This is a genomic window from Pseudomonas sp. GW821-FHT09C08 (assembly GCF_059418125.1).
The window spans coordinates 1517142-1536680 of the sequence record NZ_JBWKPG010000001.1 but is presented as its reverse complement, the minus strand read 5'-3'; the positions used below and the strand labels follow the sequence as shown (position 1 = coordinate 1536680).

Here is a 19539-nt window from a genome sequence, read left to right as displayed (position 1 = left end):
GCTACTGTCCTCGCCAATGAGATCGATCTCAAGCGAGTGACGATGACTGACCTGAAAGACGTTGCGCGATTGGCCGGGGTATCCCGTGCCACTGCCGCCCGCACCTTTGCTTCCCCCGACCAGGTGCGTCCGACCACCCGCGAGCAAGTGTTCGCCGCCGCCCGCGAGCTGGGCTTTCGCCCCAATCTGCTCGGCCGCCAGTTGCGGCTGCAAACCACCCAATTGATTGGCGTGGTGGTGCCCAACCTGCTCAACCCGGTGTTCGCCGAGCAGTTCCAGGCCATGGAGCGTGCGGCGCGGTTGCGCGGCTACAGCCTGGTGCTCGCCACCACGGACTACGACAGCGAGCGCGAAAGCAGCGTGGTCGAAGAGTTGCTGCGCCAGCGCGTCGACGGCCTGGTGCTGACGGTCACCGACGCCGAAAGCAACACCGTCCTCAGCAGCCTTAACAGCGAAAAAACCCCGTTCGTGCTCGCCTACCACCAACCGGGCAACCCCAACTACAGCGCCGTGTCGGTCGACAACCGCGCGGGCATGGCCCTGGCTACCCGCTACTTGCTGGAAGCCGGTCACCGGCGCATCAGCATGGTCGCCGGGCCCGCGTTGCAGTCGGACCGGGCCCGGCTGCGTTATGCGGGCTACTGCGATGCGATGAGCGAATACGGGCTTGCAAGCCGGCCGGTGATCGAAATGCCGGCCCACACACAGGCCGAATTCGCCGCTATCGAAGCCTGCCTGCAAGGGCCCCAGGCGCCGACTGGGCTGGTGTGTTCCAACGATTTCCTGGCCATCAGCCTGATCGCCGAACTGCGCCGCAATGCCTGGCAGGTGCCGCAGCAACTGTCGGTCGTGGGCTTTGACGGCATCGCCCTCGGCACCCAGATGCACCCGACCCTGTGCAGCGTGGTGCAGCCCATCGCACTGCTCGCCAGCACGGTGATTGATCAACTGCTGGCGCAGATCGCCGGTAACGACCCGATATCCCACTGCCTGCCTTGCCATATCCGGCCTGGCGACAGCACTCAACCCCATGAGGAGAGCTTCGATGCGCGCATTGCGTAAAACCCTGGCAGCCGTGCTGCTCTGCGGTATGGCCGGCCTGGCCCAGGCCGCCGACACCGCAATTTGCTACAACTGCCCACCGGACTGGGCCGACTGGGGCACCCAACTCAAGGCCATCGCGGCCGACACCGGCGTGCAGGTGCCGCTGGACAACAAGAACTCCGGCCAGTCCCTGGCGCAACTGGTGGCCGAGAAGGCCGCCCCCGTGGCGGACGTGGTGTACTACGGCGTGACCTTCGGCCTGCAGGCGCAAAAGGCCGGCGTGGTCGACGGCTACAAACCCAAGGGCTGGGAGCAGATTCCCGCCGGCCTCAAGGACCCGGACGGCCACTGGTTCGCGATCCACTCCGGCACCTTGGGCATCATGGTCAACGTCGACGCGCTCGGTGGCTTGCCGGTGCCGCACAGCTGGGCCGACCTGCTCAAGCCTGAATACAAAGGCATGGTCGGTTACCTGGACCCGTCCAGCGCGTTTGTCGGCTACGTCTCCGCGGTAGCGATCAACCGCGCCCTGGGCGGCGACCTCGACAACTTCGCCCCGGCCATCGACTACTTCCAGAAGCTTGCGAAAAACGCGCCCATCGTGCCCAAGCAAACTGCGTACGCGCGGGTGCTCTCCGGTGAGTTGCCGATCCTGGTGGACTACGACTTCAACGCCTACCGCGCGCGCTACAAAGACAACGCCAACGTGGCCTTCGTGCTCCCCACGGAAGGCAGCATCAGCGTGCCCTATGTGATGAGCCTGGTGGCCAACGCGCCACACCGCGCCAATGCGCAAAAAGTCCTCGATTTCGTGCTGTCCGACGCCGGCCAGGCACTGTGGGCCAAGGCTTATCTGCGCCCGGTGCGCCCGCTGAAAATGCCTGCCGACGTCGCCGCGCAATTCCTGCCCGACAGCGACTACGCCCGCGCCGGCGTGGTCGACTACGAAAAAATGGCCGCCGTGCAGGAAGCCTTCGCCGCCCGTTACCTGAACGAGGTCAAGTAAGTGGCAGCATCGGCAAAACATGCGGCCTGGGCGCTGGCCCCGGCCTGTGCGGTACTGCTCGCGTTCTGGCTGTTGCCGCTGGCGCACCTGATGCTGCTCGGCGCCGAGAGCCGCGACAGCCTCGGCAGCGGTTACTGGCAGGTACTCAGCAGTGCGCAATACCTGGGCAGCCTGGGGCAGACGCTGGTGCTGGCGGTCGTAGTGACACTGGTCGCGCTGTTGATCGGCGGCATCAGCGGGGTGTTCCTCGCGCGCCAGCAGTTCTTCGGGCGTTCGGCCCTGGTCGCGCTGCTGACCTTTCCCTTGGCGTTTCCAGGAGTGGTGGTGGGGTTCCTAGTGATCCTATTGGCGGGGCGCCAGGGCCTGCTGGCCTCCCTCGGCCTGCAACTGGCGGGTGAGCGCTGGATCTTTGCCTACTCGCTGGCCGGGCTATTTGTCGGCTACCTGTACTTCTCGATTCCACGGGTGATCCTCACGGTGATGGCCGCGTGCGAAAGCCTCGACCGCAGCCTGGAAGAAGCCGCGCATTCGCTGGGGGCAGGGCACTGGCGCGTGGTCTGCGACGTGATCGTGCCCGGCCTGGCGCCGGCTTTGGCCTCGTGCGGGGCGATCTGCTTTGCCACCTCCATGGGCGCCTTCGGCACCGCGTTTACCTTGGGCACGCGCTTGAATGTGACCCCGGTGGCGATCTACAACGTGTTCACCAACTACGCCAACTTTGCCGTCGCCGCCGCGTTGTCGGTGGTGCTGGGTGCGCTGACCTGGGCGGTCTTGCTGCTCACGCGCCGGCTGGTGAAAAATGCGGGGACGGTCCTGTGAAGCGCTCATCGCTGTTTGTGATTCAACTGCTGTTCACCTTGCTGGTGTGTGCCTTCATGCTGGTGCCGGTGCTGATGTCATTGCTCGCCGGGCTCACGCGCAATTTCTTTGTGGGGCTGTCGAGTGGCTTGACCTTCGACTGGTTGATCCAGGTATGGCAGGCCTATTCGCCGACGGTGTGGCTGTCGTTGCAACTGGCGCTGGCGTGCGCGGTGTGCGTCTGCGTGATCGGCGTGCCGGCGGCCTATGCCCTGGTGCGCATGAACAACCGCTTCAGCCGCGCCTTCGAAGAGTTGATGGTGCTGCCGGTGGCGATGCCGGGGTTGGCCAGTGCGCTGGCCTTGCTGCTGACCTACGGCCAGTTCGGCACCTTCCGCAGCAGCTGGTTGTTCATCCTGGTCGGGCATGTGCTGTTCACCTTGCCGTTCCTGGTGCGCCCGGTGATGGCGGTGATGCAGCGTCAGCACTTGCCGGTGTTGGAAGAGGCGGCGGCGAGCTTGGGCGCCGGGCCGATCAAGCGCTTTTTCAGCGTAGTGGTGCCCAACTGCCGCGCGGGAATCCTCGCCGGTGTGCTGATGGTGGTGACCTTGTCCCTGGGTGAATTCAACCTGACCTGGATGCTCCACACACCGATGACCAAGACCCTGCCGGTGGGCCTGGCCGACAGCTACGCCTCGGCGCGCCTGGAAATCGCCAGCGCCTACACCCTTATCTTTTTGCTGATGATCGTGCCGCTGTTGATTGCGTTGCAGGCCATCAGCGCGCGTTTGTCCCGTGGAGAACGTCGATGACTGCTATCACTATTCGCCTGCAAGGCTGTCGCAAGGCGTTCGCCGACGGCACCGTGGCCGTGCATGACTTGAACCTGACCGTCGAAGGCGGCGAAACCCTGGCGATTCTCGGCCCGTCCGGTTGCGGCAAGACCACCACGTTGCGCCTGATTGCCGGCCTCGAACGTCCGGATGTCGGCCAGGTATTGTTCGGCAACCAGGACGTGACCCGCCTGCCCATCGAGCGTCGCGACGTGGGCATGGTCTTCCAGAATTACGCGCTGTTCCCCAACCTGGATGTGGCCGGCAACATCGTCTACGGCCTGAAGATTCGCGGCGTGTCGGCGTCCGAACGCAACAAGCGCTGCGACGAGTTGCTGGAACTGGTGGGCTTGCAGCACCACGGCAAGCGCAGCATCCACGAGTTGTCCGGCGGCCAGCGCCAGCGCGTGGCCCTGGCCCGTGCATTGGCACCGCGCCCGAAAGTGCTGTTGCTCGATGAGCCGCTGGCGGCCCTTGATGCGCAATTGCGTGAGCGCCTGCGCAGCGAGTTGGATCAACTGCTGCGGGGCCTGGGGATCACCTCGGTGTTCGTCACCCACGACCAGGGTGAAGCCATGGCGCTGGGTGATCGCATCCTGGTGATGGAACACGGCCGCGTGGCGCAGTTGGGCAGCCCGCGGGATATCTACCAGAAACCGGCCAACGCGTTCGTCGCCGGATTCGTCGGCAACCTGAATGCGTTCTCGGTGCTCGAAGCCTCGCCACTGGGCCTGAAAGTCTGCGGCGGCGAACTGCCGTGGCAGGCGGCCAACCTGCCCGGCACGGTGTACTGCCGCCCTGAACACCTGCGCGTGATGGACGGCGAGGGGCACCTGCACGGCCATCTGCTGGCGCAGTTTTTCCAAGGCGCGCAGAGCCGCCTGCTGGTGGATGTGGGCGGTCCGCAACCGTTGCTGGTCGACAGCAGCGACAACCAGCTCTACGCCGTGGGCGCGCCGATTGCCCTGGCGATCACACCGCACATGTTGTTCACCTTGAACGCCTGAGAACTTATGTCCAATCGTGCCTTTGTTGTTGCGCAGATCAGCGATCTGCACCTTAAAGCCGGCCAGCGCCTCACCTATGGCGTGGTCGATACCCTCGGTGCGCTGCGCCGCGCCGTCGATCATCTGAACGCCAGCCACCCACGGCCCGATATCGTGGTGGTCAGTGGTGACCTGGTGGACTTCGGCCGCGCCGATGAGTACGCGGTGCTGCACCCTGAACTGGCGCGCCTGCACATGCCGGTCTACCTGGTGCCGGGCAACCACGACGCGCGCGGGCCGATGCTCGATGCGTTCGGTGATCACGCCTATTTGCCGGCCTCGGCCGAGGGGCCGCTGGACTGGGTTGTGGACGCGCATCCACTGCGCCTGATCGGCCTCGACTCGACCATTCCGGGCGGCCACGGCGGGCAGTTGCTGGACAGCCAATTGCAGTGGCTCGACGAGCAGTTGGCACTGCGCCCCGACGCGCCCACGCTGCTGATCCTGCATCACCCGCCGTTTATCAGCGGCATCGGGCATATGGACCGCGAGCCCTTCATCAACGCGGCGGCTTTGGAAGCAGTCGTGGCCCGCCATCCGCAAGTGGAGCGCCTATTGTGTGGGCACCTGCACCGGCCGATGCAGCGGCGTTTCGGCGGCAGCATGAGTTGCGTGTGTCCCGGTACTTCGCACCAGATCGTGCTGGACTTGCAAGATACCGCGCCGGCACATTTCAACCTGGAGCCGGCGGGGTACTTGCTGCATCGCTGGGATGCGCAGCAGGGGTTGATCAGCCACAACGGCGTGTTCGGGGAGTACCCAGGGCCGTACCCGTTTTATGACGCGAATGGGTTGATTGATTGAAGCATCGGGCTTTCCATGGCGGGGGCGGGCGCTGCTGCGCACCTCAGCGGTAGCAGGCTCCCTCGCCACGGTCCAGGACGGGGCTCAGGCCACGCGGTTTCTGCCTGAACCCTTGGCCTCGTACAAGCGCATGTCCGCGCGTTTGAGCAACGCCAGGGAATCGCGGTCCGAGGGTTCGGCCACACCGACGCCGATGCTCACCGTCACGTGGCCGACTGTCGGGAACACGGCGGCTTCCACGGCCGCGCGGATTTTTTCGGCGACCACTTCGGGGCTGTCCGGCTCCTCGACTTCGGGCAGCAGCACGGCGAACTCCTCACCGCCGTAGCGCGCGACGAAGTCGGTGGCGCGGGTGGTGTTTTCGATCAGCGCCGCGAGCTGGCACAGCACGTCATCACCGATGGCGTGGCCGTAGGTGTCGTTGACGCGCTTGAAGTAGTCGGCGTCGATCAGCAGCAGCGCGAAGGTGCGCCCGGTGCGCTGGAACAGCAGGCTGTTCTCGGCCAGTTTTTCATCGAAGCGACGCCGGTTGAACACGCCGGTCAGGGCGTCGTGGGTCGCCAGTTTGAGCAGGTCGGCATTGGCCTGGGTGAGGTCGGCGGTGCGTTGCGCCACGGTGGCTTCCAGGGAGGCGTTGGCCTCTTGCAGTTCGCGTTCCTTGGAGAGCAATGATTGCGTCATGCCGGTGAGGGAGCGACCCAGTTGGGCGATTTCCAGCACGGGGTGGTCCTGAGGGAAGACCGCGCCGGGCTGGTGGTTCTGCACCTGTTTGGCCGATTTGGCCAGGCGCTCGATCGGGCGGCTGAGGGAGGAGGCCAGGAAGTAGGCGGCGAGCACAAACACGACCGCAGCCAGCAAGCCCAGCACCAGCAATTTGTAGAGCAGGGTGCGCGCCGGTTCCAGCGCTACATCCAGCGGTTGGCGCACCATGATGTACCAGGTCATTTTCGCGTTGGACGGGCTCGGCACGGCGATGGAGGCGGTGACGTAGCCATTGCCGGTCGACCAGCCGGACGCGCTGCGCAACTGGTCTGGCGGCATTTGCTCGCCGGCCAGCAACTCCGGGTAGAGCACCTTGCCATCGAAGTCGACGATCAGCGCCTCGATCTGTGGGATCGCATCTTTTTGCATCACGGCCGAATCGACGATCTGCGTCACCCAGCGCCAGTGCGCATGAGCGCCCAGCACGCCGATGGTTTCGCCTTGTGCGTTGCGAATCGGCGCGGCAAAGTCGATGAAGCGCAACGGCTCACCACTCGCCGAACCCGGCAACAGCTTGGCCAGCAGCACCGCCTCGTGAGGATCACCGGTGTACTCGCCGCGCATGCCGGCCTGGAACCACGGGCGCTGCTGCACCGACTGATTGACCAGCAACCCGTTGACCGCCTGGCGCACTTGACCGTTGGCGTCGGCCACGCCCATCCACGCGTATTCGGCGCGCGACTGGGTGCGCAGCTCCATCAAGGTCAGGATGTCCGGCGCGTCCAGGTCGCCCTTGCGCATGATCGGCGCCTTGCTCAGCAGCGAGACTTCCAACTGGCGTTCACGCAATTGCACCGCCAGCAGCGCCGCCGTCGAGCGGGCCGTGCTCAACAGGGCGTTGCCGCTGGCCTGTTTCATCTGTTCGGTGGCGATATGGCCGACATAGACCCCCACGCTCAATAACGTGAGTAACGACAAACCGGCAAACCACAGGGTCAGGTGACTACGCAGACTGGCTTTGATCATGGGGGGCTTTCGTCGACTGGGCGTTATTACAGGGTAGGCGTAATACCACAGAGCGTGCCAGCACTTGGGACCACAAACGTTCAAGAAGCACGCCAGGGCGGCTCAGTAGACTCGCCTCACTTCTTCTATTGCGGGTTCCCCATGGATATTTTCCTCTACGCCTTCAGTGTCATGTACAGCCCAGGTCCGGTGAATTTCATGGGCCTGAATGCCGGGCTCACCGGCCAGTTCCGGCGCTCTACCGGGTTTTTCATCGGCGTTGGTTGCGCGATGCTGTTGTTGTTCGTGCTGTTTGGCTACACCGGCGAAGCGCTCATTTCCCCGGCGGTGCTGCCGTACATCTCGTTGGTTGGCGGGGTGTACACGTTGTACCTCGCCTATCAGGTGTTCAACGCGCGCACCGAAGTTGAAGAGTCTGCAAGCCCTGCGACCAGGACCCTCACGTTCTGGAATGGCCTGGTGATCCAGTTGCTCAACCCGAAGGGCATCATGGCAGTGTTGCCGATCACCAGTGTGATGTTGCCGGCGGCGCACATTACCGGGGCATCCATCGCCGGGGTCTCGGCATTGCTGGCGTTCGGGGCGTTTGGTGCGCCGTGGGTGTATGCGCTGCTGGGCGCGGTGCTGGGGCGGCGCATCAATGGAGCGTCGGCCTTCACGCTGTTCAACCGGAGCATGGGCGTGGCGCTGGCGGTGTGCGCGTATTTCATGTTTCACGCGTTCTATGTGCATTTGGTTTCAACGTGAGAATACATCTGGTGCTGACCCACCGCCTTCGCAGGCAAGCCAGCTCCCACATTAGGCTGTGTTGAGTCAGAGGTATTTGAGTCCGGCCAGCTCCTACATTAATCCGTGTTGAGTCAGATGTATTGGAGTCCGGCCAGCTCCTACACTCGGCCGTGTTGAGTCAAAGGTACTTGAGCCAAGCCAAATCCCGCCTGCGGGCTTTCAGTCTGGCGAACCAACGCACTGGCACGTACAACGCCACAGGCAGCACTAACGCGACCAGCCAGATGGTGCCGATGCTGTCGGCGCCGAAATAGTTGCCCTGGTTGAGCCCGAACAGCGCCACACCGATGACATAGAGCATTTTCAGCACATAAAGATGCAGCAAGTAGAAGAACATCGGCGCTGCGCCGAAGGTGGCGAGCACGCCGATCCAGCGTTTTTGTCCGGCACGTTCAAACGCCAGTAACAGCAGCAACCCGAGCCCCAGGGTCAGCGCCAGAAACAATAGCGAAGGCGGGTACTTGGTGACGTTGAAAAAGCTCATCAGCGTCCGCACGCCGTCGTCATAGGCCTGCCAGGGTTTCTCGCCATAGCCATTGGCCGCGCGCGCCACCAGGAACCCCACCAACGCTGCCGCGCCGCTCAGCAACAGGTAGCGCTGGCGCAGCGCCGGCTGCAGGGCATTCGCGAACCATGGGCCGAGGCCGTAGCCGAGGGCAATCACGCCGATCCACGGCAGCACCGGATACGTGATCCGCAGGCGCAACGCGTCGCCAACCTCGATCCAACCGCGCTCATGCAGAATCGCCCAGGCGTTTTGCAGCGCCGACCCCGGCGTGAAGTGCAGGCCATCGAGCAGGTTGTGCCCAGCGATGATCACCAGGGCCACCGCGATCAGCAACGGACGCGGCAGCCACACCAGTGCGGCGAGGGCGAGCATGCTCACGCCGATGGCCCAGATCACCTGCAGGTAGATCACGCTGGGCGGCAGTTGGAAGGTCCACGCGAAGTTGACCAGGGTGAACTCCAGCACCACCAGGAACAGCCCGCGCTTGAACAGGAACGCCGACACATCGCGCCGGCCCTGGTACTTCTGGCCGTACAGCCACGCGGATAAACCCGTGAGCAGCACAAACACCGGTGCACACAGGTGGGCGAGGGTGCGGCTCACAAACAACGCGGGTTCGGTGCTGTCGATGTTCATCGGGTCGCTGACCTGGCGGTGCAGCAGGAAGGTTTCGCGCACGTGGTCGAGCAGCATGAACAGGATGACCAGGCCGCGCAGGGCGTCGATGGCCAGCAGGCGTGGGCGTTGGGGAACAGCGTCGGTCATGGGCGGCATCACAGGGCAGGCGGGCGAGGAGCGTTATCCTATAACATTAATTTGCGCGTTGCCGTGCTTCGTCGTGCAGATTAGAATGCGATCAATTCTTAATTACTCCTTGGCCCCGCGCCGGTGACTCGCATGTCGTCCCCCCTCAATCTGCCTATCCAGGACCTGTACTGCGAACACCACGGATGGTTGTACCGCTGGCTCGACCGCAAGCTGGGCAACGCCAGCGACGCGGCCGACCTGGCCCACGATACCTTCATGCGCCTGCTCACCCGCCAGCCCGGCAACGGTTTTGGCAGCGAACCGCGTGCGTTGCTCACGCATATCGCCAAGGGCCTGATGATCGACAGTTGGCGCCGCCAGGAAGTCGAGCGCGCCTACCTTGAGACCATTGCCCACCTGCCCGAGCAGGAAGTGCCGTCGCCGGAAACCCGCTGGCTGATCCTCGAAGCGCTGTACCGCATTGAGGCCATGCTGCGCGACCTGCCCGACAAAACCCGCCAGGCCTTCCTGATGTCGCAGATCGACGGCTTGACCTACGCGCAGATCGCCGAGCACCTGCAGGTGTCGCTGGTGTCGGTCAAACGCTACATGCGCGATGCATTTCTCGCCTGCCTGAGCGTGGCATGAGCCCGTCGATCGACCCGCTGATCCTCGGCGAAGCCGCTGACTGGATGGTGCAGTTGCAGTCCGGCAGCGCCACCGACGAGGATCGCCGCGCCATCGCCCAATGGCAGTGCCGCAGCGCGCAGCACGCCCAGGCCTGGCAGCGGGCGGAAGCGATCCTCGGCGACTTCAACAGCGTGCCCGGCGCGATTGCCGGCGACACCCTCAAGCGCATCGGCCGCAAGAAAGCCCTGGGTCGGCGCCAGGCCCTCGGGCTGTTGTTGCTGGCGGGGCCGGCGAGCTGGCTGGCCTGGCAGCACAAGCCCTGGCAGGCCTGGACCGCCGACCAGCACACCGCCGTCGGCGAGCAGCGCAACCTCACGTTACCGGATGGCACGCGCCTGCTGATCAACACCGCCAGCTCGCTGAATATTGTCTTTACCGATCAGGTGCGGCGCATCGATTTGCTGCAAGGCGAAGTGCTGATTACCACCGCCAAGGACCCGGCGCCGACGCACCGTCCGTTCAGCGTGCAGACTCGCCACGGCAGCGCGCGGGCGCTGGGAACGCATTTCAGTGTGCGGGTCGGGGAGCAGAGCAGCCGCGTGGCGGTGATCGACGGCGCAGTGGAAATGCTGCCGCTGCATGCCAGCCGGGGGCTGATCCTCAAGGCCGGCGAACAGAGCGCGTTCGGCAGTGACAGCGTGGCGGCGGTGGCGCCGCTGGAGGTGGGCGCAATGACCTGGGAAAACGGCATGTTGCTGGCCCAGCAGATGCGCCTGGCGGATTTGCTCGAGGAGCTGGGCCGCTACCGGCAGGGCGTGTTGCGCTGTCACGCCAGTGTGGCCGGGTTGAGCGTGTCCGGCGCGTTCCCGCTGCGCGACACCGATGCCAGCCTGCGCCTGTTGCAGGACACGTTGCCGGTCCAGGTCAGCAGCCTGACCGGTTACTGGGTCACTGTTGAGCCACGCTGAAACTTTTTTGCCTGTTCGCTGACACCTTTTTCGTTGTCGTGCGGTGTAGGGGAGAACCCTCAACTTTGCACCGCGCCGACAGGAATGCCCATGACCTTCACATCGCACCCCATCCGCCCCTTGCAGGCCTTGAGCCTGGCCGTCGCGCTCGCGGCCATCGCACCGCTGCACAGCGCCGTGGCCGCCGAGCCGGCAAGCAGCGCGGCGCGCAGCTACAACCTCGGCGCCGGGCCGTTGGGCAATGTGCTGGCGCAGTTTGCGGCGTTGTCCGGCGTGCCGTTGTCGTTCGACTCCAAGCTGCTCAATGACCAGCACAGCGCAGGCCTGCAAGGCAGTTACACCGCGCAGTCGGGCTTTATGCAGTTGCTGCAGGGCAGCGGCTATACCCTGCAAAGCACCGGCGCGAATGGCTACACCGTGGTGCCCCAGGCCAACGGCGATGCGGTGGAGCTGGGCGCTACCACCATCAGCGGCGAGGGCGGGGCGCAGGCGGACACCTACGGCGGTGGCCAGGTCGCGCGTTCGGCGCGATTGGGCGTGTTGGGCAATCGTTCGATCAACGATGTGCCGTTCAGCGTGGTCAGCTACACCGCCAAGACCATCGCCGACCAGCAGGCGCGCACCGTGGGCGATGTGCTGCTCAATGATGCGTCGGTGCGCCAGTCTTCCGGGTTCGGCAACTTCTCCCAGGTGTTCACCATCCGTGGCTTGCCGTTGAACACCGATGACATTGCCTTCAATGGCCTGTACGGCGTGCTGCCGCGGCAGATCATCACCACCGAGGCGCTGGAGCGCGTCGAGCTGTTCAAGGGCCCCAACGCCTTCGTCAACGGCGTGTCGCCGGCTGGCAGCGGCATTGGCGGCAGCGTCAACCTGGTGCCCAAGCGCGCCGAAGACATCGCCACGCGCAGCGTCACCCTCGACACCACCACCGATGGCCAGGCCGGCGGCCACCTCGACGTGGGCCAGCGCTTTGGTGAAGACAACCGCTTTGGCGCGCGGCTCAACCTGGCCCGGCATGGCGGCGATACTGCCATCGAGGATGAATTCAAAAGCTCGCAACTGGTGGCCGTGGCCCTGGATTACCGGGGTGATCGCCTGCGCCTGTCCACCGACTTCGGCTACCAGAAAGAACGCATCAACAATGGCCGCTCGGTGGTGTACCCCAATGGCACCAAAGTGCCGAAGGCGCCTTCGGCCAAGGACAACTATGCGCAGGATTGGAGCTGGTCGGAGCTGGAAGACACCTACGGCATGTTCAATGCCGAGTACGACCTGACTGAAAACTGGACTGCCTATGTCGGCGGCGGTGCCAAGCACACGCGCGAGAATGGCCAGTATTCATCGTTGTACGTGGGCAATGACGGCAGCGGCCGCGTCGGCTTCCTGTACTCGCCCCATGATGAAGACAACAAGAGCGCCATGGCTGGCCTCAACGGGCATTTCAACACCGGGCCGGTGACCCATCAGGTCAATCTCGGGTTGTCTGGCATCTGGGGTGAGCAGCGTTCGGCGTTCGAGGCGATCCAGCAGGCCAACCGTCGGCCGGGCAATCTGTACAACCCGACCCAGGTGCCTCGCCCGACCGTCACTTACTTCGGCAGCGACATTCACGACCCGCGTGTCGTCGGCAAGAACCGTATCAAGAGCGCCGCCGTTTCGGACACGCTCGGCTTCATCGACGACCGCGTGCTGTTGACCGTCGGCGTGCGTCGCCAGACCATCGAAGTGGATGGCTGGAACACCACCAGCGGCGCGCGCACCGCGGACTATGGCGAGTCCATCACCACGCCGGTGTATGGGCTGGTCGTCAAGCCGTGGGAGCACGTGTCGTTGTATGCCAACCGGATCGAAGGGCTGGCCCAGGGGCCCACGGTGCCGACGGCGGTCGACATCACCAACAGCGGCGACGTGTTCCCTCCGAGTCGCAGCAAACAGACCGAGGCCGGGGTCAAGCTCGATTGGGACAACTACGGTGCGACCCTCGGCGTCTACCGCATCGAACAGCCCAACAGCGCGACCAACAACAACCCCAACAGTGTGACGCCGCAGTTCCCCAACGGCACCCGCACGTTCAATGTCGACGGCGAGCAAATCAACAAAGGCGTCGAGTTGAACGTGTTCGGCGAGCCCATCGACGGCCTGCGCCTGCTGGCGGGTGCCACGTGGATGCACACTGAATTGCAGAATACCTCCAACGGCGCCACCGATGGCAACCGCGCCGCCGGCGTGCCGCGCTTCCAGTTCAACCTGGGTGCCGACTGGGACATCCCGGGCCTCCAGGGCGCCGCCGTCAACGCACGGCTGCTGCGCACCGGCGGGGAATACGTCAACGCCACCAACACCCTGAACATCCCGGCCTGGACCCGCGTCGACCTCGGCGCCCGCTATGGCTTCAAGGCTGACGACAAGTACGTCACCCTGCGCGCCAACGTCGAGAACGTGGCGAACAAGGCGTACTGGGCTTCCGCATCGACGGCCAACAACTACCTGACCCAGGGCGAGCCGCGCACGATCAAGCTGTCGGCCACGGTGGACTTCTAAGCGCCCACTACGGTCCACTGTAGGTGCCGGCCAACCGGCGCCTACAGGAGATAGCCACCGTGAGTACGACCGAACACACGCCGCAGTCCGTCATCGATTTCTGGCAACACGCCGGCCCCAAGCGCTGGTTCGCCAAGGACGACGGGTTTGACGCAAGCTTTCGCGACACCTTCCACGCCACCCACCTGCAAGCGGCCCGGCGTGAGCTGGAAGGCTGGCTGGACACGGCTGACGGCGCGCTGGCGCTGTTGATCCTGCTCGACCAATATCCACGCAATGCGTTTCGCGGGACCGCGCACATGTTCGCCACCGACCCGCTGGCGCGCCTGTATGCCCGGCGCATGGTCGATGCCGGCCTCGATCAGCAGGTGGACCTCGCGTTGCGTGCGTTCTGCTACCTGCCGTTTGAGCACTCGGAGGATGCGGCTGACCAGCAACGCTCTGTGGCGCTCAACGCGGCGTTGGACGCCAACACCTACCGCTGGGCCAAGGAACACGCGCGCATCATCGAGCGCTTCGGGCGGTTTCCGCACCGCAACGACGTGTTGGCCAGGGTCACCACACCCGACGAGCGCAGCTTTCTGGAGGAGGGCGGGTTCGCCGGCTGAGCGGCTATTCCCGCGAGGAATGCCCCCATAAAAACAGCGCATTGTCTTTCTCGGCGGACATCTCGTAGCGTGGGGTTTCACCCAAGGAGACCCTGCCATGCACCAGCCCCCGTTGCGCCTCTATGTCGATTCGCTCTACACCAGCCCCTACGCGATGTCGGTGTTCGTCGCCCTGCGCGAAAAGGGGCTGGGCTTCGATGTGGTGACACTGGACCTGGACGCCGCGCAAAATCGCACCGCCGATTTCGCCCAACTGTCCCTGACCCAGCGCGTGCCCACGTTGGTGCACGGCGATTTCGCGCTGTCGGAGTCGTCGGCGATCACCGAGTACCTGGAGCACCTTTACCCGGACACGCCGGTGTACCCGGTCGAGCCAAGGCAGCGGGCGCGGGCGCGACAGGTGCAGGCGTGGCTGCGCAGCGACTTGCTGCCGATCCGCCAGGAGCGTTCGACGCTGGTGGTGTTCTGCGGGCAGACAATGCCGCCGCTGTCACCGGCGGCCGAGGTCGCGGCAGGCACGTTGATCAGTGCGGCGCAGGCGCTGCTGGCGGATAACCCGGAGTACCTGTTCGGCGCGTGGTCGATTGTCGATGTGGACTTGGCGGTGATGCTCAATCGCCTGATTCTCAACGGCGACAGCGTGCCCGCCGGGCTGGTTGATTACGCGCAGCGCCAGTGGGCGCGGCCGTCTGTGCAGGAGTGGGTCAACCTGCCACGCCCTGCGCTTTAAACCACCATTCATCCCCCGCATGCGGTGGCGCCCTTGACAGGCGTCATCCGCGCGGCAAATACTCTCGCCATATTCATATATATGACTAAATAACAAAGTGAATGTGGCCCCATGAATACGCTCTCCAGTGATGCACGTCTGCCGCTATATCAACGCCTGCGCGACCATCTGGTCGAACAGATCGCCAACAATCGCTGGCGCCCTGGCGAAGCAATTCCCACCGAAGCGGTGCTGTCCGCCGAATACGAGATCTCCACGGGCACCGTGCGCAAGGCGGTGGATGCGCTGGTGAGCGAGGGCATCCTTGAGCGCCAGCAGGGCCGTGGCACGTTCGTCCGCCGCCCGCAATTCCAGTCTTCGCTGTTTCGCTTCTTCCGTTTCCAAGGTCCCTCGGGCGAACGCCAGGTGCCCGAGAGCCGCATCCTCACGGTGGAATCCGTGACAGCACCGTCGGCGGTCAGCGAGGCCCTCGGCCTGGCAGCCGAAGCCCAGGTGATTCGTATCGTGCGTACCCGTCTGCTGGACGTGCAGCCATTGCTGGCGGAAGAGATCTGGCTGCCGCGCAAGCGCTTCCAGGCGTTGCTCGACATCGACTTGTCCGCCCAGGGCCCGTTGCTCTACCCGGTGTATGAAAGCGTCTGCGGACAAGTGGTGGCCTCGGCCGAGGAAACCCTTACCGCCGAGTCGGTCAACGAGGTGTACGCGCGGCTGCTGCAGGTGCCGGTCAACAGCCCGGTGGTGGTGATCGAGCGCCTGGCCCGCGATTACGCCGGGCAGCCGCTGGAGTGGCGCCGCTCGCGCGGGCACGCCGAGCACTTCCGATACCGCGTGGATATCCGCTGACGCACCACCCGTAGTTTCACGTGTTTGCCAACACTGGCCTTGCAACGGCGCGGTTCGTGCTCGGCTGCCTCGCGTTTGACCTATAAGGATAAAAATCATGTTCAGTTGGTATCGCCAAGTCACTCCTCGGGAGCGCAAAACGTTCTGGGCCTGCTTCGGCGGATGGTCCCTCGATGCATTGGAAGTGCAAATGTTCGGCCTGGCGATCCCGGCCCTGATCGCCGCGTTCGCCTTGAGCAAGGGCGATGCCGGGCTGATCAGCGGGGTCACGCTGGTTACCTCGGCCATCGGTGGCTGGGTCGGCGGCACCTTGTCCGACCGCTACGGCCGGGTGCGCACCCTGCAGTGGATGATCCTGTGGTTCTCGTTCTTCACGTTTATCTCGGCGTTTGTCACCGGCTTCCACCAGTTGCTGATCGTCAAGGCCCTGCAGGGCTTCGGCATCGGTGGTGAGTGGGCGGCGGGCGCGGTGTTGATGGCCGAGACCATCAACCCCAAGTATCGCGGCAAGGTCATGGGCACCGTGCAAAGCGCCTGGGCCGTGGGCTGGGGCGTGGCGGTCGGGGTGTTCGCGCTGATCTATTCGTTTGTGCCGCAGGACATGGCCTGGCGTGTGATGTTCGTGGTGGGCCTGCTGCCGTCGTTCCTGATCATCTGGGTGCGCCGCAATGTGGAAGAGCCCGACAGCTTCCAGCGCCTGCAAAAAGAGCAGGTCATCCCGCAGAGCTTCTTCAAGTCGCTGGCCGGGATTTTTCGCCCCGAGCTGATCCGCGTCACGCTGTTTGGCGGCCTGCTGGGCCTGGGCGCCCATGGCGGTTACCACGCGGTGATGACCTGGCTGCCGACCTTCCTCAAGACCGAGCGCAACCTGTCGGTGCTCAACTCGGGTGGCTACCTGGCCGTGATCATTTTTGCGTTCTGGTGTGGCTGCGTGGTCAGTGGCTTGCTGATCGACCGCATTGGCCGGCGCAAGAACATCGTGCTGTTCGCGCTGTGCTGCGTGGTCACCGTGCAGGCCTATGTGTTCCTGCCGCTGACCAATACGCAGATGTTGTTCTTAGGCTTCCCGCTGGGTTTCTTCGCCGCCGGCATTCCGGCCAGCCTGGGGGCGTTGTTCAACGAGCTGTACCCGGCGGATGTGCGCGGTGCCGGCGTGGGCTTTTGCTACAACTTCGGGCGCGTGCTGTCGGCAGTGTTCCCGTTCCTGGTGGGGCACATGAGCGACTCGATGTCGCTGGGCTCGGCCATCGGCATTGATGCCGGGATTGCCTACGGGGTCGCCGTGATTGCCGCCCTGTGCCTGCCGGAAACCCGTGGCCGCGTGTTGGAAGCGACGCCGGTCGACAGCGTCCCCAGCGGCCAGCGCGCGCAGGCCTGAGACCTATTTACAGATGAAAGACGACCACCATGCTCGATAACTGCTCCACGCCCATCACCGGCATCGATGCCCACGCCCATGTGTTCAGCCAGGCGCTGACCCTGGCCGGTGAGCGGCGCTATACCCCTGGGTACGACGCCACGCTGGGGGATTACCTCAGCCATCTGCACGCCAATGGCCTCAGCCACGGCGTGCTGGTACAACCGAGCTTCCTCGGCACCGACAATCAATACCTGCTCGCGGCCCTGCAGCAGGCGCCCGGTCAGTTGCGTGGGGTGGTCGTCGTAGACCCGGACGTCGGTCGCGATACCTTGCAGGCCATGGCCCGCCTGGGCGTCGTGGGGGTGCGCTTGAACCTGGTGGGGCGTGCGCTGCCGGATTTTGCCGGCCCGGGCTGGAAAGGGTTTTTCGCGCTGATCGCCGAACTCGGCTGGCACGTGGAATTGCACCGCGAGGTGGATGACTTGCCGCAACTGGTTCGGCACTTGATTCCGTTCGGGGTCAAGCTGGTGATTGATCACTTTGGCCGGCCCGATGCCCGGCAAGGGGTTGATCAACGCGGGTTTGCCGAGTTGCTGGAACTGGGACTCAGCGGCCACCTGTGGCTGAAAGTCTCGGGTATCTACCGCCTGGCCGGCACGCCCGCGCAGAACCTGGCGTTTGCGCGCGAGGCCATGCCGCTGCTGCTGCAAAGTTTCGGTCGGCATCGGCTGGTGTGGGGGAGTGACTGGCCGCACACCCAACATGAAGCGTCCACGGGCTATGCCAGTGTGGTTGAGCAGCGCCAGGCCCTGGGCTGTTCGGCGCAGGTCGAGCAGGCGTTGCTGGTCGATACGCCGAGCCGCTTATTCGGCTTCCACCACCCGTAGCCAGGCGTGCTCCACGCGGCGGTCGAGGTCTTCCCAATCCGCCATGCCCAGTACCCGTGTGGTGTTCAAGCCGCGCAGATAGCCGCGCAGTTGCTGGGCGCTGGCGTTCACCTGCTCGGCATCGGCGGTGTCGTTCTGCAGCACGGTTTCATAGTCGACCAGGTAATCGGCGACCCGCTCGCGAAACTCCGGCAGTACGGCCTCGCGGATGCGGTCGAAGGTTTTCTGGTGGGGCTTCATGGCGTGGTCCTTATAAGTTTTATGTGCGCACTATCGGTTCAGATAATAGTCACCATCAAGCATCGCAAGTTCTGTTTTTACAGGAAAGGCGGAAAATCGCCTCATCAAGACGCTGCTCAAGGAAATGCGCGATGAGGACATTTATCCAACTGGCTTTGATGGCCCTGATGCTGGGCACTGTCGTCATGAACACGGCGGCAATCGCCGATGAACTGCCCACAGGCCATTTGCTACCTATCGTCGGTAGCGTAGACTCCCTGCAGCGTGCGCAATCGGTGGGTGTGTTGCTGAGCGACAACACCCGCGACAATCTCAGCTACCTTGAACGCTACCACGACATGGCCTTGAATGGCGCCAAGGATGCCCTCGACGGGCGTATCCGCGAGGCGTTCGTCAACAGCTCCGACCCGGAACTGGCCATCGATTGGTTGATGAGCTCGCTGCAAGGCACCTTCCTGTCGGTCACCGTGTACGACAACCTGGATGCCCTGATGCAGGCTCACCCCGATGTGGTGGTGATGCTCGACACCCACAACCAACTGCTGACCCAGCGTAACGACCAGGTCGAGGCGCGTTTTATTGCGCGGTTCTATGACACGAACCTGCAATACATCGCCAAGGCCGAAGGCTCGGTGCACAAACAGCTGCCATCGGTGTGGGTGCACGACAAGGCCGCACCGGAGATTGCTGCGCAGATCGAACAGCAGCGCGATGTACAGCTTGATGCCTTGAAGCAGTTCGATGCATCGCTCAAAGCGTTGATTCGTGCCAGTTGATGTGACCTTTTTTAGTTATTTTCAGGAATTTTTCATGCGCTCTTTTTTCGTCCCGGCCCTGGCCTTTGCTTCCCTGTTACTGGCCGGTTGTGTTTCCGCTCCGAATGCACCCACCCTGACCCTGCAAACCAGCAAGGGCCCAGAAGCCTATGTGCAGTGTGTTGTACCGAAACTTGAAAAACACGGGATCACCTCGACCGTGACGCAAAACTCGCGTCACGCCAAAGTGGTACTGACCAGCAAGATCGCCGCCGATGACGTGCTGGAAGCCTACAAGTCGCAGGATGGCGGCAAAGTGTTCTTGTACGAGCGCAAGCCGCTGGCGTCGACGATCACGCCATCGCGTTTGGAGCTTGCCGCGCAGGAATGCAAGTAACTGCCGGCAGCGCATCGCCTGGTGCGGGGATGTGGACGCGCCAACCTTTGAGCGGATTGCACAACCCGGTTCCAACTTGAAATACATCCCAATGTGGGAGCGGGCTTGCTCGCGAAAGCGGTGGTTCAGTCGATAGTTTCGGTGACTGACACACCGCCTTCGCGGGCAAGCCCGCTCCCACATTTTTTGATGTGTGCAGGGATCGGGGGTTGGCTGCGAGGCTGAAAGTGCTGGTCAGCCCTTGCCCACAGGGGCTTGGGATGGGGCCTGAGAC

The 19539-nt window shown here is 64.0% G+C and carries 20 protein-coding genes; 17 read left to right on the top strand and 3 right to left on the bottom strand.

The genetic code is table 11. From position 1 onward, the window contains the following. Positions 1 to 42 precede the first annotated feature (42 nt). Genes AC07OJ_RS06515 through AC07OJ_RS06490 form a run of 6 tightly spaced genes read left to right on the top strand, consistent with a single transcriptional unit; the run spans position 43 to position 5531 of the window. On the top strand, positions 43 to 1062 hold the full coding sequence (locus AC07OJ_RS06515) for a LacI family DNA-binding transcriptional regulator (RefSeq protein WP_495094240.1): 1020 nt from the start codon (positions 43 to 45) through the stop codon (positions 1060 to 1062). Then, positions 1046 to 2050, top strand: a complete 1005-nt coding sequence (locus AC07OJ_RS06510) for an ABC transporter substrate-binding protein (RefSeq protein ID WP_495094239.1) — start codon at positions 1046 to 1048, stop codon at positions 2048 to 2050. Before AC07OJ_RS06515 ends, AC07OJ_RS06510 begins: the two co-directional genes overlap by 17 nt. Next, positions 2051 to 2869 (top strand): ABC transporter permease, encoded by an 819-nt coding sequence (locus AC07OJ_RS06505; protein ID WP_120448920.1) that lies wholly within the window; start codon positions 2051 to 2053, stop codon positions 2867 to 2869. After that, positions 2866 to 3660, top strand: a complete 795-nt coding sequence (locus tag AC07OJ_RS06500) for an ABC transporter permease (protein WP_106803507.1) — start codon at positions 2866 to 2868, stop codon at positions 3658 to 3660. Before AC07OJ_RS06505 ends, AC07OJ_RS06500 begins: the two co-directional genes overlap by 4 nt. Next, positions 3657 to 4688 (top strand): ABC transporter ATP-binding protein, encoded by a 1032-nt coding sequence (locus AC07OJ_RS06495; RefSeq protein ID WP_495094238.1) that lies wholly within the window; start codon positions 3657 to 3659, stop codon positions 4686 to 4688. The genes AC07OJ_RS06500 and AC07OJ_RS06495 overlap by 4 nt, the downstream gene beginning before the upstream one ends. 6 nt (positions 4689 to 4694) lie before the next feature. Further along, positions 4695 to 5531: a phosphodiesterase gene (locus AC07OJ_RS06490; protein ID WP_065907591.1), complete on the top strand. Its 837-nt coding sequence runs from the start codon at positions 4695 to 4697 to the stop codon at positions 5529 to 5531. An 84-nt stretch (positions 5532 to 5615) separates the two neighbouring features. On the opposite strand, the gene AC07OJ_RS06485 is transcribed toward AC07OJ_RS06490, so the two are convergent. After that, the gene (locus AC07OJ_RS06485; RefSeq protein ID WP_315421774.1) at positions 5616 to 7259 is read right to left on the bottom strand and encodes a diguanylate cyclase; all 1644 of its coding nucleotides are present in this window, start codon (positions 7257 to 7259) and stop codon (positions 5616 to 5618) included. Positions 7260 to 7400: 141 nt separating this feature from the next. On the opposite strand from AC07OJ_RS06485, the gene AC07OJ_RS06480 reads away from it, so the two are divergent. Beyond that, the gene (locus AC07OJ_RS06480; RefSeq protein WP_495094237.1) at positions 7401 to 8006 is read left to right on the top strand and encodes a LysE family translocator; all 606 of its coding nucleotides are present in this window, start codon (positions 7401 to 7403) and stop codon (positions 8004 to 8006) included. A 160-nt stretch (positions 8007 to 8166) separates the two neighbouring features. On the opposite strand, the gene AC07OJ_RS06475 is transcribed toward AC07OJ_RS06480, so the two are convergent. Further along, entirely contained in the window at positions 8167 to 9321 is a 1155-nt protein-coding gene (locus AC07OJ_RS06475) for an acetyltransferase domain-containing protein (protein WP_495094236.1), read from the bottom strand. A gap of 132 nt (positions 9322 to 9453) precedes the next feature. On the opposite strand from AC07OJ_RS06475, the gene AC07OJ_RS06470 reads away from it, so the two are divergent. The 8 genes from AC07OJ_RS06470 (at position 9454) to AC07OJ_RS06435 (ending at position 17873) form a co-directional block, all read left to right on the top strand. Continuing rightward, complete coding sequence (locus tag AC07OJ_RS06470) at positions 9454 to 9951, top strand: sigma-70 family RNA polymerase sigma factor (protein WP_065907596.1); 498 nt, start codon at positions 9454 to 9456, stop codon at positions 9949 to 9951. Beyond that, positions 9948 to 10901, top strand: a complete 954-nt coding sequence (locus AC07OJ_RS06465; protein ID WP_495094235.1) for a FecR domain-containing protein — start codon at positions 9948 to 9950, stop codon at positions 10899 to 10901. Before AC07OJ_RS06470 ends, AC07OJ_RS06465 begins: the two co-directional genes overlap by 4 nt. A gap of 90 nt (positions 10902 to 10991) precedes the next feature. Next, the gene (locus AC07OJ_RS06460; RefSeq protein ID WP_495094234.1) at positions 10992 to 13445 is read left to right on the top strand and encodes a TonB-dependent siderophore receptor; all 2454 of its coding nucleotides are present in this window, start codon (positions 10992 to 10994) and stop codon (positions 13443 to 13445) included. Positions 13446 to 13504: 59 nt separating this feature from the next. Continuing rightward, on the top strand, positions 13505 to 14053 hold the full coding sequence (locus AC07OJ_RS06455) for a DUF924 family protein (protein WP_491522655.1): 549 nt from the start codon (positions 13505 to 13507) through the stop codon (positions 14051 to 14053). Between the two features lie 97 nt (positions 14054 to 14150). After that, entirely contained in the window at positions 14151 to 14783 is a 633-nt protein-coding gene (yfcF, locus tag AC07OJ_RS06450) for a glutathione transferase (protein ID WP_495094233.1), read from the top strand. 111 nt (positions 14784 to 14894) lie between these two features. After that, positions 14895 to 15626 (top strand): GntR family transcriptional regulator, encoded by a 732-nt coding sequence (locus AC07OJ_RS06445; protein ID WP_282398078.1) that lies wholly within the window; start codon positions 14895 to 14897, stop codon positions 15624 to 15626. Positions 15627 to 15723: 97 nt separating this feature from the next. After that, positions 15724 to 17004 (top strand): MFS transporter, encoded by a 1281-nt coding sequence (locus AC07OJ_RS06440; RefSeq protein WP_495094232.1) that lies wholly within the window; start codon positions 15724 to 15726, stop codon positions 17002 to 17004. A gap of 29 nt (positions 17005 to 17033) precedes the next feature. Continuing rightward, a complete protein-coding gene (locus AC07OJ_RS06435; RefSeq protein ID WP_495094231.1) occupies positions 17034 to 17873 on the top strand; it encodes an amidohydrolase family protein in 840 nt (279 codons plus the stop codon). Here AC07OJ_RS06435 and AC07OJ_RS06430 read toward each other — a convergent pair. Continuing rightward, positions 17850 to 18113, bottom strand: a complete 264-nt coding sequence (locus AC07OJ_RS06430) for a hypothetical protein (RefSeq protein WP_495094230.1) — start codon at positions 18111 to 18113, stop codon at positions 17850 to 17852. The two genes, AC07OJ_RS06435 and AC07OJ_RS06430, sit on opposite strands and share 24 nt — an antisense overlap. Positions 18114 to 18244: 131 nt before the next feature. On the opposite strand from AC07OJ_RS06430, the gene AC07OJ_RS06425 reads away from it, so the two are divergent. Both AC07OJ_RS06425 and AC07OJ_RS06420 read left to right on the top strand, forming a co-directional pair. Next, positions 18245 to 18889: an ATPase gene (locus tag AC07OJ_RS06425; RefSeq protein WP_065907612.1), complete on the top strand. Its 645-nt coding sequence runs from the start codon at positions 18245 to 18247 to the stop codon at positions 18887 to 18889. Between the two features lie 34 nt (positions 18890 to 18923). Next, on the top strand, positions 18924 to 19265 hold the full coding sequence (locus tag AC07OJ_RS06420; RefSeq protein WP_065907613.1) for a hypothetical protein: 342 nt from the start codon (positions 18924 to 18926) through the stop codon (positions 19263 to 19265). The last annotated feature ends 274 nt before the right edge of the window (positions 19266 to 19539 follow it).

Bases quoted from the DNA above. Each gene is read 5' to 3' on its own strand.
- AC07OJ_RS06480 (WP_495094237.1), top strand. From the start codon at position 7,401: ATGGATATTTTCCTCTACGCCTTCAGTGTCATGTACAGCCCAGGTCCG.
- AC07OJ_RS06425 (WP_065907612.1), top strand. From the start codon at position 18,245: ATGAGGACATTTATCCAACTGGCTTTGATGGCCCTGATGCTGGGCACT.
- AC07OJ_RS06435 (WP_495094231.1), top strand. From the start codon at position 17,034: ATGCTCGATAACTGCTCCACGCCCATCACCGGCATCGATGCCCACGCC.
- AC07OJ_RS06430 (WP_495094230.1), bottom strand. From the start codon at position 18,113: ATGAAGCCCCACCAGAAAACCTTCGACCGCATCCGCGAGGCCGTACTG.
- AC07OJ_RS06465 (WP_495094235.1), top strand. From the start codon at position 9,948: ATGAGCCCGTCGATCGACCCGCTGATCCTCGGCGAAGCCGCTGACTGG.
- AC07OJ_RS06445 (WP_282398078.1), top strand. From the start codon at position 14,895: ATGAATACGCTCTCCAGTGATGCACGTCTGCCGCTATATCAACGCCTG.
- AC07OJ_RS06495 (WP_495094238.1), top strand. From the start codon at position 3,657: ATGACTGCTATCACTATTCGCCTGCAAGGCTGTCGCAAGGCGTTCGCC.
- yfcF (WP_495094233.1), top strand. From the start codon at position 14,151: ATGCACCAGCCCCCGTTGCGCCTCTATGTCGATTCGCTCTACACCAGC.
- AC07OJ_RS06485 (WP_315421774.1), bottom strand. From the start codon at position 7,259: ATGATCAAAGCCAGTCTGCGTAGTCACCTGACCCTGTGGTTTGCCGGT.
- AC07OJ_RS06440 (WP_495094232.1), top strand. From the start codon at position 15,724: ATGTTCAGTTGGTATCGCCAAGTCACTCCTCGGGAGCGCAAAACGTTC.
- AC07OJ_RS06460 (WP_495094234.1), top strand. From the start codon at position 10,992: ATGACCTTCACATCGCACCCCATCCGCCCCTTGCAGGCCTTGAGCCTG.
- AC07OJ_RS06510 (WP_495094239.1), top strand. From the start codon at position 1,046: ATGCGCGCATTGCGTAAAACCCTGGCAGCCGTGCTGCTCTGCGGTATG.
- AC07OJ_RS06490 (WP_065907591.1), top strand. From the start codon at position 4,695: ATGTCCAATCGTGCCTTTGTTGTTGCGCAGATCAGCGATCTGCACCTT.
- AC07OJ_RS06475 (WP_495094236.1), bottom strand. From the start codon at position 9,321: ATGACCGACGCTGTTCCCCAACGCCCACGCCTGCTGGCCATCGACGCC.
- AC07OJ_RS06515 (WP_495094240.1), top strand. From the start codon at position 43: ATGACTGACCTGAAAGACGTTGCGCGATTGGCCGGGGTATCCCGTGCC.
- AC07OJ_RS06420 (WP_065907613.1), top strand. From the start codon at position 18,924: ATGCGCTCTTTTTTCGTCCCGGCCCTGGCCTTTGCTTCCCTGTTACTG.
- AC07OJ_RS06470 (WP_065907596.1), top strand. From the start codon at position 9,454: ATGTCGTCCCCCCTCAATCTGCCTATCCAGGACCTGTACTGCGAACAC.